This is a genomic window from Paenibacillus sp. UMB7766-LJ446, assembly GCF_030226665.1.
GTDB classification, from domain to species: domain Bacteria; phylum Bacillota; class Bacilli; order Paenibacillales; family Paenibacillaceae; genus Paenibacillus; species Paenibacillus vandeheii.
This window is the reverse complement of the sequence record NZ_JASOYM010000009.1, coordinates 64,907-78,479: the sequence shown is the minus strand read 5'-3', so window position 1 is coordinate 78,479 and position 13,573 is coordinate 64,907. Positions and strand designations below refer to the sequence as shown.

Annotated in this window: 7 protein-coding genes; 6 read left to right on the top strand and 1 reads right to left on the bottom strand. The window is 49.4% G+C overall.

Annotated features, from left to right (window positions below):
- Positions 1-109: 109 nt before the first annotated feature.
- Positions 110-3,259: an alpha-mannosidase gene (locus QP794_RS21290; protein WP_285078922.1), complete on the bottom strand. Its 3,150-nt coding sequence runs from the start codon at positions 3,257-3,259 to the stop codon at positions 110-112.
- Positions 3,260-3,534: 275 nt separating this feature from the next.
- On the opposite strand from QP794_RS21290, the gene QP794_RS21285 reads away from it, so the two are divergent.
- From QP794_RS21285 to QP794_RS21260, 6 genes are all read left to right on the top strand, one after another.
- On the top strand, positions 3,535-5,322 hold the full coding sequence (locus tag QP794_RS21285) for a cache domain-containing sensor histidine kinase (protein WP_285078769.1): 1,788 nt from the start codon (positions 3,535-3,537) through the stop codon (positions 5,320-5,322).
- Positions 5,319-6,878 (top strand): response regulator transcription factor, encoded by a 1,560-nt coding sequence (locus QP794_RS21280; protein ID WP_285078768.1) that lies wholly within the window; start codon positions 5,319-5,321, stop codon positions 6,876-6,878. The genes QP794_RS21285 and QP794_RS21280 overlap by 4 nt, the downstream gene beginning before the upstream one ends.
- A 283-nt stretch (positions 6,879-7,161) precedes the next feature.
- Positions 7,162-8,067: an ABC transporter permease gene (locus tag QP794_RS21275; protein ID WP_373456334.1), complete on the top strand. Its 906-nt coding sequence runs from the start codon at positions 7,162-7,164 to the stop codon at positions 8,065-8,067.
- Positions 8,068-8,091: 24 nt separating this feature from the next.
- Positions 8,092-9,048, top strand: coding sequence for a carbohydrate ABC transporter permease (locus QP794_RS21270; protein ID WP_285078767.1), 957 nt, complete (start codon positions 8,092-8,094; stop codon positions 9,046-9,048).
- Positions 9,049-9,106: 58 nt separating this feature from the next.
- Positions 9,107-10,606 (top strand): ABC transporter substrate-binding protein, encoded by a 1,500-nt coding sequence (locus QP794_RS21265; protein WP_285078766.1) that lies wholly within the window; start codon positions 9,107-9,109, stop codon positions 10,604-10,606.
- Between the two features lie 98 nt (positions 10,607-10,704).
- Complete coding sequence (locus QP794_RS21260) at positions 10,705-13,362, top strand: endo-beta-N-acetylglucosaminidase (protein ID WP_285078765.1); 2,658 nt, start codon at positions 10,705-10,707, stop codon at positions 13,360-13,362.
- Positions 13,363-13,573 lie beyond the last annotated feature (211 nt).

Sequence of the window (13,573 nt, the reverse complement as noted above, 5' to 3'; positions counted from 1 at the left end):
AAAGGCGATCCATAGAGACCCTATCATAACGACAGTACGAAGAAACCAGCAAGTCGCCCATCATCGGGGACTTGCTGGTTTCTTTGGTTAAGCTGTTGTAGTTATACGATTATACTCTCAGATCAATCTCAAACGTCTTGATCTCATACGGCTCAAGTGTAAAAGTTACCGGCGTATCATGCAGGAGTTCGCCATCCGGCACTTCCATTAGATTGCATTCTCTCCACGCGTGAATCCGCAGATCGCTTGTCAATTCCAGCGTATTCATGCTGCCGGAATAATCATGAACGCGTACGATGACACAATTGGAATCCTCGGCCTTCTTGACCGCCGAGATCATGGCTGTGCTGCCGGACAAGGTGAACATGGAGCGACTTGGCTGCTCTGATTGGCCTTGTGTATATCGAAGTGGAGCATTCAGAAGCCAGGCCTGCTGCACGGTTCCACCCACCAGCCAATCCCCTTGGTGCGGAAGAAGAGCATAGGTGAAGCAGTGCAGTCCTTGATCGGCATGTGGATCAGGATGAGTCGCACTCTTCATCAGGGTTAACCGCATCACGTTATCTTTAATGTCATAACCGTATTTGGAATCATTCAGCAAGCTGACGCCATAACCTCTGTCAGACAGATCGGCCCATTGATGGCCAACGGATTCGAAACGCGCCCAGTCCCAGCTTGTGTTCCAGTGCGTTGGCCGTTTAACGTTGCCGAACTGAATGTCATAGGTGGCTTCGGTGGAGCGGATACCGACAGGGAAGGCAACCTTCAGCAGTTGCTGTTGTTCATGCCAATCCACCTCAGTGTCATAATCAATCCGCCGATGCCCGGCATATAAAGTCATGTTCTGCGTAATGGTCGAGCCAAGGTATGCCCAAGCGAAGCGGATCACGGCCTGAAGCGGTCCAGTCTCTATGACTTCAATGCTGGTGCATTTCGTAATCTCTCGCATGTTTTCCTGATAGAAGATATCAATATCCCAGGCCTCATGGGCCAGCGGTTTATCCTCGAATACCTGAAGCACATTGCCTCTTGCATTTTTGGCAAGCACCTCACGTTGTGACTCTTTATCGTAAAGGCGGGTCAACTGTCCATCCTCGTTCCACTCGAGCTGATAGAACGGTGTCTCGATCCCATTCGTTGTATGGGTGAATGAAGAATGCACAAAGCTGTCGTTTACCGTACTGTTCTGGAAGTGAATTGTGGTATACCCCAGCGAAGGGATATCCTTCACCTCAACGGACCAATCTCCATCCTGGTATTGAGCGTTCAGGATTGCGCCGGAATCGCTCAGCCAAGCCCCTGTTTCCGGTTCGCCTGAAGCCGCAGGAATGCTCACGATCTCTGTAACGACCCATGGGGAGGAGTTCCAAATGGTATACGTATGCGGAGATTCTCCGCTGCCAGCGATAGCCATCCGAGCCTGCGTGTCTACGTGACTGCCAATCTGCTCAGCTTCTGCATATTCAATTCTACTGTCCTCATACACCTCCGTGATGGAGGAACCGGGAATGATGTCATGGAACTGGTTGCGCAAAATGATTTTCCATCCCTCGGTCAAGGACTTCGCTTGATACAGATTCCAGTCATTGTGCACAATACTTTGCAATGCATTCAGCCATTCCGCTTCACGGTAAGCCAGCTCGAGCTTGCGGTTCATCCGTTTGTTGTACGCCTGGCTGGTATACGTTCCGCGGTGATATTCCAGATACAGCTCGCCATCCCATGTATGGATGTACGAATCGGTCTTCTCCACCGTCTCCTGCAGCTTCTCAAAATAATCATCCGCGCGCCCTGTCTTGACTTTGGGCAGTCCGGGCAGTTGATCCAGCCGCCGTCTCATCTCCAGCATTTCGCGGTTAACTCCGCCTCCGCCATCGCCATATCCATATGACAGCAGCAGATCCTGGTTCATCTCCTTATCGCGGTAGGCATCCCAAATACCCTTGACCGTCTTCGGAATGATTTTTCCGTTATAGGTATAGAACCATGACCCCGGCTCGGACCAAGGCTCGGGTGTAGTAATGAAGTGGGTCAGCACCTCTGAGCCGTCAATTCCGCGCCAGTGGAATGTATCGAATGGCATGCGGTTGTATTGGTTCCAGCTGATTTTGGTCGTCATGAACGTATGAATGCCGGATTTTTTCAGAATTTGCGGCAGAGACCAGCTGTAGCCGAATACATCGGGCAACCAGAGATATCGGCAATCCGTCCCGAATTCTTCTTTAAGAAAACGAGTGCCAATCAGCAATTGTCGGACCAGGGATTCGCCCGAGGTCAGGTTACAGTCAGCCTCCAGCCACATGCCGCCGCCCGCTTCCCAGCGACCTTCAGCGACACGTTCCTTGATGGATTCGTACAGTTCCGGGTAGTCCTCTTTCACATATTCGTACAACTGAGGCTGTGTTTGGAGGAAAACGTACTCCGGGAACATTTCCATCAGGCGCATAACGGTGGAGAAGGAGCGAGCGCATTTCTCACGCGTATGCTTCAGCCGCCACAACCAGGCGACGTCAATATGAGTATGGCCGATACAGGTGACAGTCACATCAGAGGCTTTGTCCATCGTACTCAATCGGGCACTCAGGTCATCCCTTGCCTCATGCACAGAAGTATAGAAGACATCGGACTTAGGCTGCGACCAGTCAATGAGGCGGAAGGATTGCTGGAGCGCATGAAGCAGCTTCGTACGTTCCGGTGCATGGGCATCCAGAATTCGGACCGTTTCCAGAATCGCTGACCCTGTAAATACAAGATCATCCACAGCTTCATCCAGCCAGCACAGTTCAGCCTGTCTGAACGTATGTGTCTGATTGCGGGGCTGACCGCCACCTTCCAGACCAGACCATAATCGGAAGACCAACTCGCTGGTGCTGCCTGCTGCAGAGGCTGGAAAGAACACTTCCTTGTGGTTGGAATCCACGCCTTGATAAGGCTTGCCATCCCAGTAGAACAGCGACTCAAAGCCGGAATTGTTACCACCGCCGGTATCGCCAAAATCAAACAGGCCGACAATTCGTTTATCCTTCCAAGAGGAAGGGAACTCGGCTTTTGTTCTCAGCCACAAATAGAGATCTCGACCAGTCCAGTTCTCTCCTGTATGCATAGGCTTCCAATCGCTATCGTCCCCCGGAAGGGCAGGGTTAATCTCTTCTCTACGGTCTTCGCAGGCTAGAAAAGCATGTAAAGGTAAACGATCCCGGTAACGGAGATCGGATAATTCATTGATACGTGCTTGAAGTTTGTTTTCAGTAAGAAACATCATTAAGAACCCCCAGTACATTTTATCGGGGAGTGATCCATAGTTAGAGAGCATCCAAAGCGAGTATGTATTACATATATTCATAGGGGAATGCGCCCATTATAGCGCTTCCATTCGCTTTTGACAAACCAAAATATGGATTACATACCTGGGAGCAGGTGATTGTCGAATTTAACCAAACGGTGATACACTGAGTTGGAAATGGGTCTGAAGGAGGTGTTCAGGCACGAATGTCCAGGATACGAACCATGTATAGAAATTACCTGAAGAAAAAAATGTTTAACAAAATTCTGTTGTTTTATTCCATGGTCATGGTCCTGTTGTTCATCAGTGTCTCCGTGCTGGCCTACCGGTACTATGAGCAACGGGTTGTACAGGAACAGATGGATGCCAGTCTGCAGGAACTGGATATTGTCAGTATTAATCTGAACCAGCAGTACGAACGACTGTATAACGCCGTGCAGCAGATTTATACCGACGCTATGATCGGCGACGATTTGAAGTATTTTCTGACTCATGAATATGAGGATTTTCTCAATTGGCGCCTGAATCAATATGCTTACAGCTACCGTACGGAGCGTGGGAACTTTGATTATCAATTGCGTCTGCTGCTAAAGGATGAAGCCTCGATTGCAAATGTCATGTTATACAGCACGGATCAGGATTTCTTCTATGTTCTCAATCGGGAGACCCAGCACTTTTATTATCAACCCAAGCTGTCAGCAGGGCATAAGGACTGGTTCCAGCGGCTGCGAAGTGCACCGTGGCAGTACATGGGCAGTGAACCGCTTTTCGAAGGGAAAATAGATGATGTCCCTACCCCATACAGCTACGCCAATGTGCTCAAGGACTCCGTGACATTGAAGCAGTATGGTGCAATTATGTTTGAACTGAATACAGATCGGATCAAAGGGCTGCTGCGAGACAGACTCGACGGCAAAGACAACAGGATCATGCTGATGACCGGGGAAGGTCAGGTGATTTTCGATTCGCAGGGCAAGTATGATAACACCGTCTACCCTTATTGGGGGCAGATGAATTTACCGGAAGATTGGGTGAATCTGGAGGAACGCTCCAAGGTGCAGCTGCTGAATATCGGAAATACAGGAATGGTCGTGGCTGCTATTATTCCGGAGTCGCACATTAAACAGAGCCTTCAAGCGATTCGTCTCAGTCTTATCGGGATTGTTATCCTGTGCATCATTGTTAGTTTTGCGGTAACGTTCACCATCATCCGCCGATATTCCAAAAAAATTCACAGGCTCGTCCTTTATATGCGGCGCTGGCAGGAGGGGGATCTGAGTAAGCGGATCGAGATGGAGGGTGAAGATGAATTACAGCAGATTTCGCAGAGATTTAACCATATGTGTGATCGACTGGAGTCTTACATAGAGACGGTATATGTGTCGGAGATCAAGCAAAAGAATGCGCAGCTCGTGGCTTTGCAAGCCCAGATCAATCCCCATTTTCTGTACAACACGTTGGAAAGCATCCGTATGAAAGCCATCAGCATGGGAGCCAGGGATGTTGGACAGATGATTTATATTCTTGCCACGATGTTCCGGCATTTGATCAAAAAGCAGACGCATGTAACCTTGGCAGAGGAAATCGAGCTGTGCGGCATGTACCTGGCTTTGGTTCAGTACAGGTATGAGGACAAGTTGGAAGTGGAGACTCATATTGAAAATGCAGCGGCGGGAAGCATGATCGTCAAGTTGTTAATCCAGCCAATCATTGAAAATTACATTGTGCATGGTTTTCGTACGAATGATGATGATAACCGGATTACCATCACCGCCGCAGAAGCAGATGGTGTGATCCGTATTCGTGTAAAGGATAACGGAAAGGGGATCTCTGCGGAGAGGTTGCTTGAACTGCAAGACGCGCTGCACACGGGCGATGAAACTTCTGGGACATCCGATCAATCTTTGGGTCTTAAGAATGTCCACGACCGCATACGTCTGAATTATGGCAGTGATTATGGTCTTCACCTGAACAGTGTGGAGGGCGAAGGATGTGAGGTGACGATCAGTATTCCAGTCACAAGGGAGGAAGCGGGATGAGAAGTGTAATGTTGGTCGATGATGAGCCGCTCATTGTAAAAGGAATGCAAGCCATCATTGATTGGGATCAGAATAATATGCAGATTGCGGGTACGGCTTGCAATGGGTTGGAAGCGCTAGCAATGATGGACGAAGGCCATGTCGATCTGATTATTACGGATATCATGATGCCGCAAATGACCGGACTTGAGCTGATCCGGGAGATCAAAGAGCGCAATCCGTATACCAAATTCATTATTTTGAGCGGTTACGAAGAATTCAAATATGTGCGGGAAGGCATCTCGCTGGGGGTAGAGAACTACCTGCTGAAGCCAGTCAATATGGACGAATTGGAAGCAACCATCAAGCATATGCAGCGCGACTGGGAGCAGGAGGAAATCCGCCAGATTCAGATGGATCAGAGCTGGAAAATTCTGCGCAACAATATTTTGCAGCGGTGGGCGAACGAGACCATTGACGCCAAAGAATTTCGGGAGCGTGCGCAGCTGCTGGAGATTCCCATGAACAAGTCCAGTTATTGTGCAGCCGCTCTGCGGATTGTAGGGGATGACGAAGGGAATGATCCACAGATACACCTTGCGGGAATCGCTGAGAAGTGCGAGCTGCTCGGAAATCAAGGCCTTCCGGATGGCTGCGGGGTAATCTGCTTTCCCGATCAAGAAGGAGATATCATGGTGCTGTTCGTTTCAGCCCGTACGGAAGATCGTGATGAATGGCAGCTTCAGGCACTCAGCAGGATGAAGCAAGTGGTCGCCGAGGACACAGGTGCACGTGCATGGGGGATCATCGGCCAATCGGAGTCGACCTATCTGGGTTTTCCGAAGAGCTGCAAGTCTGTAAAGCTGTGGCTTCAGAATCATTTGTTTATGGATGGTGATACCTTCATCATGCGAGTGGAGAGCGAAGAAGATGCCAATCCGCATCAGGAGAAGCCTGGGCCAGCGATGGAGCAGTTCCACAAGCTGCTGCGGGATGGGGAAAGTACAGAGGTGGATCGGTTCATCGACGAATTCTTCATGGTTGAGGGTAAGGAACGCTGCTTCCCGAGAACACCGTTCTTTAATTCTGCCATCCAGCTGATGCTGGCTGCCAAGGAATTGGAGAAAACACCTGACTACGGGGAAATCTTCGGACCATTGTCCAGAATTCATACGCTCAGCAAACTGAAACAATTGGTGAGAAAAACCGTTCATCGTACGCTGAATACATATCATACCGCCGAGAAAACGTACAGCCCGCATATCATGGCTGTCTTGGAGGTAGTGAAGAATCACTATCAGGATGAGCTTTCACTAAAGACGCTCAGTCAGCGGCTGGAGCTCCATCCGAACTACCTCGGCCAATTATTTCAGCAAGAGGTCGGCACCACTTTTTCCGATTATGTGAACCAGTACCGAATTGAGCGCGCCACTCATTTGCTGTTATATTCGGACAAAAAGACGGCAGAAATCGCGGGCGAGGTGGGTTACTGGGACTCCACTTATTTTTACAGACAGTTCAAGAAATATGCGGGTGTTTCTCCCACGGAACTGCGCTCCATCTACATGAAAAAATAAGCCGGGCTTGCCGGCAGAATGAAGACACACCCCGTGCGGGTGTGTTTTTTGTTGCGGAAGAAAGGTTGGATCTTTAATTAATCCATCAATTTATTGGGTTTTTCAACTATCCCCAAATTGGTAGCGCTTGCATAATGGAGGAAGGAGTGAACGAGGAATCCAAAGCACCAAGAGGGCTTAGATCGCCAGTGTTGGTTATAGGGGATTAATACTGGGTGCAGCTAAGCGACAGTGAATGCGATTATAAGGAGGGACAGCCGTGCTGGGCATCTTCAAAAGTCTGATGAAGAACAAGGCGTTTCTTCTGCTGGTACTGCCGGGAGCAGCGTGGTTTATCATTTTTGCCTATTTGCCAATGTTCGGAACGATTATTGCTTTTAAGGACTTCCGGATTCATCCGGGCGGATTTCTTGAAAGCGTTCTAAAAAGCGATTGGGTCGGGTTCAAGAACTTTGAGTTTCTGTTCTCAACCAGTGACGCCTATATCATCACACGTAATACCATTCTGTATAACCTGGGTCTCATCTTTCTCGGATTGGTGCTCGCAGTGACGCTTGCGATCATTATGAACGAACTGCTGAATAAACGGCTGGCGAAGATCTACCAAACCGCGATGTTTATGCCTTATTTCTTGTCCTGGGTTATTATCAGTTATTTCGTCTTTTCGTTTCTGAGTGTGGAAAAGGGTGTGTTCAACCAGATCATTACCTATTTCGGAGGAGATCCGGTCAGTTGGTACAGCGAGACAGGGTATTGGCCGTATTTTCTCATTCTGCTCGGCCTGTGGAAAGGTGCAGGTTATGGCAGCGTAGTCTATCTGGCAGCAATCGCGGGTATCGACCGCTCTTATTATGAGGCAGCGATGATCGACGGCGCTACCAAGTGGAAACAGATCAGGTACATTACGCTGCCACTGCTCAGGCCGCTAATGATCATTCTGACCATTCTGGCGATTGGCGGTATCTTCCGTTCCGACTTTGGATTGTTCTATCAGGTTCCGCGAGATTCCGGTGCACTGTATCCGGTCACCAATGTCATCGACACGTTTGTATACCGCGGCTTAACCATTATGGGCGATACGGGAATGAGTACGGCTACAGGATTGTATCAATCGGTTGTTGGTTTGATTCTTGTCCTGCTGGCTAATTATGCTGTGCGTAAAATTGAGAAGGATTATGCCGTATTCTAGGCTGCGGCAAGGGAGGTGCTATCCATGAGTAACTTAAGCGAACCGATAAAGCGGGTATCTGCCCCTGCGAAGAGGAGTAGAAAGAAACCAAAAGATCTGAATGCCATTTCACCGTTATCCAATGTGATTTTTAATATAGCCATCGGTCTGTTTGCCTTATCTTGTATCTTTCCATTTCTGTTCATCATCATCATCTCATTTACCGATGAGAAGACGCTGGCGATCAATGGATTTAAGTTGTTCCCTGAAGTCTGGACGCTGGATGCCTACCGATTCCTTATGGAATCCGGGCAGCAGATGGCACAATCATTTGGGGTTACCTTAACGGTGACGGTTGTCGGAACCGCGCTGACACTGTATTTGGTCACTACGTATGCGTATGCCATCTCGCGCAAAAATTTTGCACAGCGTCGGTTTTTCAGCTTTTTGGCCTTCTTTACCATGCTATTTTCCGGCGGTCTCGTTCCCAGTTACATTGTGGTTACGCAGGTGCTGCACTTGCGGGATTCGATATGGGCGCTGATCCTGCCGTCGATCATGAACGCTTTTTACATTATCGTTATGCGTACATTTTTCACGACCACCGTGCCGGATGCAGTTATTGAGTCGGCCAAAATCGACGGAGCTACTGAATTCGGTATCTATACGCGCATCGTACTGCCGATTTCGTTGCCGGGCATTGCGACTATCGGATTGTTCAGTACGTTAGGATTCTGGAATGATTGGTTCAATGCGCTGCTCTATATCGACAATGCGAAATTGATTCCGCTCCAGACATTGTTGATTCGAATACAGAACAATATGGATTTTGTTGTGCAAAACAGCAGCCGGGTCGTGTCCTACGACATTGCCTCGACACTGCCAACGGAGACCGTCCGCATGGCGATGGTTGTCTTGGCTACACTGCCTGTTGCACTGGCGTATCCGTTTTTCCAAAAGTATTTTATACAGGGTTTGACCATTGGTTCGGTCAAAGAATAAGTCTGGTTATGCCTGCCCCCAAAGGGCAGTAACAATAACATTAATAAGGGGGATACACATGAAGACAAGAAAAATCGCTCTGCTCATGGCTGCTTTGATGCTTGCTTTTGCTACGATGCTTGCAGGCTGCGGTGGCAGTAATACCAATGATACAAGCGGGAATGCGGCATCCGGGGGAGAATCCGGCGATAAGGACACAGTGAAGCTCAAGGTATATCTGATTGGTGGTCCACAACGCGATCTGCCAATGGTACAGGAAGAAATGAACAAATACTTAATGGAGAAAATAAATACAACCGTCGACATCACGATGATTGACTGGGGTGATTATTCCAAACGGATGCCGGTCATTACCGCTTCGGGCGAAAATTATGATATCGCTTTCACGTCTTCGTGGGCTTATGACTATCTGCCAAATGCTACTAGAGGAGCATTCCTGCCAATCAATGATCTGTTGGATAAGTATGGTCAGGGCATTAAAGAACAGCTTGATCCACGCTTCCTTACAGGCTCACAGATCGGTGGTCAAAACTATGCCGTGCCAGTTAACAAAGAGTTGGCTTCGCAATGGGTATGGCGCTTCAACAAGCAGTACGTGGATAAATACAACATGGACATCACCAAGATTCGTACATTAGAGGATCTGGAGCCTTACCTGAAGGAAATCAAGGACAATGAGCCGGCCGACATCACTCCGTTGGCTGTTCCGAAGGGCTTTAAGCCTTATCTGGCATTCGACTTCCTGTTGGGTGACGAATTCCCAGTCGGCATCAATATGAACGGTGACACTAGTAAATACGTTAATGTGCTGGAATCCGAAGAGCTGAAGAGTTCCTTGAAAACCATCCGCAAATACTATCAAGCTGGTTATCTGCGCAAGGATGTAGCGACATTGGAAGGCATCGACAACATCAAGACGGGTAAATGGTTTGTTGACCGTGAACAGACTCAGCCTTACGCCGAACTGGGATGGTCCAGAAGCGCGGGCTATGATATCGTGACTACACCGATGCAGGATCCGGTTATTTTCACCGGCTCGGCAACAGGCGCTATGCATGCGATTTCGGCGAACTCCAAGAACCCGGAACGGGCCATGATGTTCCTGAACTTGCTGAATACCGATCCGTATCTGCGGAACCTGATCAACTACGGCATTGAAGGTACACATTACAAAAAGATTTCGGATAACGTCATTGAGGACCTGCCAGCGATGAAGGACGGATTCCAGATGCCTGGCTTTGCCTTGGGTAACCTGTTCCTGACCTACATGCACAAGGAAGATCCAGCCGATAAATGGGAAGCGTTCAAAGAGTTCAACAATTCCGCGACGGTTGCTCCAAGCTTTGGTTTCAACTTCAATCCTGACCCGGTGAAGACGGAAGTAGCTTCCATCTCCGCCATCGTGAAGGAATTCTACCCATCCATCATGACGGGTGCGGTTGATCCGGATGAGCATCTGCCGAAAGCGATCGAGAAGTTGAAAGCGGCAGGTTTGGATAAAGTGATTGCAGAAGCACAAAAGCAATACGATGAATGGCAAGCTGCAAATCCAAAATAAGCCTGAATTATAACGTAGACATGGAAACGTCTGTCCGGTTTGACAGGCGTTTCTTTTTACCCTGATTGGATTGCCAAAATTGGATTGGAGGGTATGGCATGAAAAAGCTTGGTGCTAGTCTCATATTGGTCATAATGGTATGCGCTGCTCTTTCCTCAGCGGCATTGGCGAAGCAACCTTATTCATCGTATTGGTTGCCGGATCAATTGCTCCAATGGAATCCGGTTTCTGACCCGGATGCGGCCTTCAACCGGAGCACTGTTCCGCTCCAGAGCCGTTTCACGGGGGAGGGGGTTAACCCGAATGCAACGAAAGATGCGAAAGTAATGGCGTTGTCTGCGCTGAACCAGGGAACCAGCGGCGTTCCATCGCAGGGCTCGGATACATTCTCTGCGAATACGTTCTCTTACTGGCAGTATGTCGACAAGCTCGTATATTGGGGCGGCTCGGCGGGAGAAGGTATTATTGTGCCGCCAAGCGCTGATACGATTGATGCGGCACACCGGAACGGAGTGCCGATCATGGGCACGGTGTTCTTCCCGCCATCGGTGTACGGTGGCAAATATGAGTGGGTGAAGCAAATGCTTCAGCAAAGCAGCGACGGTTCCTTCCCGGCGGCGGATAAACTGATCGAGGTCGCTGAGTACTACGGTTTTGACGGCTGGTTTATCAACCAGGAAACCGAGGGTGGAACAGCCGCAGACGCACAGTTGATGAAGGCATTCCTCCGTTATCTTCAGGATCATAAGCCCGCGGGTATGGAGATCATCTGGTATGATTCCATGACGAAGGAAGGCAATATTTCCTGGCAGAATGCGCTGACGGACCGGAACGCGATGTTCCTTCAGGATAACGGGAACAAGGTATCAGACAGCATGTTCCTGAACTTTTGGTGGAATGACCTTGGCAGTTCAGCTGCCAAAGCCAAGAGCCTGGGCAGATCACCATTCGAACTGTTCGCAGGCATCGATGTCGAAGCTAAAGGATACGATACCAGTCTGAAATGGAATTCGCTGTTTCCTGAGGGGAAACCGGCTGTGACTTCCCTCGGCATTTACCGACCGGATTGGTCGTTCAACAGCGCGGACAGCATGACTGATTTCTTTGCCCGTGAAAATAAATTCTGGGTAGGACAGAACGGCAACCCGGCCAATACGGCGACAAGCCAGGCTTGGAAAGGGATTGCGAACAATGTGGTTGAATCATCGCCGATAGATCAGCTGCCATTCACCACCAGCTTCAATACGGGCGGTGGCGAGAAATTTTATGTGGATGGCACGCAGGTGCGGGAGACCGGATGGAATAACCGCAGTTTGCAGGATGTGCTTCCGACATGGCGCTGGTTAGCAGAGAGTAAAGGCACGGCGTTGAAGCCTTCTCTCGATTGGTCGGATGCCTACTATGGCGGCAGTTCCCTCAAGGTAGCGGGTACGCTAAGTTCAGCAAATACCACCCATCTAAAGCTGTATCAAACCGATCTGAAGATTGAGCCAGCTACCAAGCTGTCGATCACGTACAAAACACAGAACAAGCCGAGCATGAAGGTTGGCCTAGCTTTTGCAGACCATCCTGACCAGTTCGTCTTTCTGGATGTAAAAGACAAAATGGCATCGGGTTGGACGACGGACATCTTGAATCTGACGCCTTACAAAGGAAAGCGGATTGTGGCACTGTCTTTGTATTTTGACAGCAAGGAAATCATATCGGATTATGACATCCATATCGGTCAGATTTCCATTCATAACAATTCTAATCCAGTGAAGCCACTTGAAGCAGTTCAAGAATTAAATGTCATCCAATCCGACTTCCGCGGGGGCATTTACGGCGATGCCAGGTTGCAATGGAAAGCGTTGGACGAGGAAGTTCAACAATATGAGATTTACCGCGTGCTGCCCGACGGCAAAGAGACTTGGGTTGGTGCAACCGCGAATAACGTGTTCTATGTGCCTGAGCTGAAGAGAATCAATGCGGAACAGGCGACTGTACTGAAAGTCGTGGCAGTGAATGCAAAATATGAGCGCGGCCAAGCTGCCAGCGTGACCATCCAGTGGCCAGCGTATCCGAAGCCGGAAGCAGGATTCAAGGCCGATGCAACACTTATCGGACCGGGTCAGCAGGTGCATTTCACCGATCTCTCTTCCGAGGTGACGGAAGGCTGGTCATGGACTTTCGAGAACGGCAGTCCAGGGATCAGCACGGAGCAGCATCCAGTGGTAACGTATGACAAGGAAGGCACGTACCGTGTGACACTTACAGCTACCAACAGCTCGGGGCAGGATACGGTAACGAAGCAAGCTTTGATCACCGTCAGCAAGGGCGCTTCCGGGGTCAAGAATGTCGCACTTGGCAAAACGGCGACTGCGGACCATGCCTGCGGACCTGCTGAAGGCGCGGGAAAGGCGATCGACGGCAAGGTGACAGACAACAGCAAGTGGTGCGCACTGGGGAATCAGCAGCATTGGTTGCAGGTTGATCTCGGCAATGAACATCAGATCAGTGGTTTTGTCATCAAGCATGCGGAGAGTGGTGGGGAGTGGTCCGGTTTTAATACGAGCGACTATTCCATCCAGGTCAGTGCTGATGGTGTGAACTGGTCCGATGTAGTTCAAGTACGGGGGAACACGGCAGCCGAAACGTCGGACGCGATTGCGCTGGTTAAGGCTCGTTATGTGAAGCTGAATGTGGTGAAACCAACGCAGGGCGGCGATACGGCAGCCCGAATCTATGAGTTTGAGATTCGAGGGTTGCAGCCGTAGTTGGCGGTTGAGAAGTGACAAGTGTAGCTGTGAAATTAGCAAAAAAGGAACCATGCGGCCAATACGGTTTCAATGACGGCTGGATATCCCTGAAGTATCCTGTCTTCTAATGAGTGTACGGCACCGCATCACACCACGGCTGAATAGGATTGAACTTGAGGCTCACAGATCATTGGATCTTGTGAGTCTTTTTACGTTTATGCTGGATTCA

Excerpts from the sequence above, each read along its gene's own strand:
- QP794_RS21290 (WP_285078922.1), bottom strand. The coding sequence starts at position 3,259 with ATGTTTCTTACTGAAAACAAACTTCAAGCACGTATCAATGAATTATCC.
- QP794_RS21285 (WP_285078769.1), top strand. The coding sequence starts at position 3,535 with ATGTTTAACAAAATTCTGTTGTTTTATTCCATGGTCATGGTCCTGTTG.
- QP794_RS21280 (WP_285078768.1), top strand. The coding sequence starts at position 5,319 with ATGAGAAGTGTAATGTTGGTCGATGATGAGCCGCTCATTGTAAAAGGA.
- QP794_RS21275 (WP_373456334.1), top strand. The coding sequence starts at position 7,162 with ATGAAGAACAAGGCGTTTCTTCTGCTGGTACTGCCGGGAGCAGCGTGG.
- QP794_RS21270 (WP_285078767.1), top strand. The coding sequence starts at position 8,092 with ATGAGTAACTTAAGCGAACCGATAAAGCGGGTATCTGCCCCTGCGAAG.
- QP794_RS21265 (WP_285078766.1), top strand. The coding sequence starts at position 9,107 with ATGAAGACAAGAAAAATCGCTCTGCTCATGGCTGCTTTGATGCTTGCT.
- QP794_RS21260 (WP_285078765.1), top strand. The coding sequence starts at position 10,705 with ATGAAAAAGCTTGGTGCTAGTCTCATATTGGTCATAATGGTATGCGCT.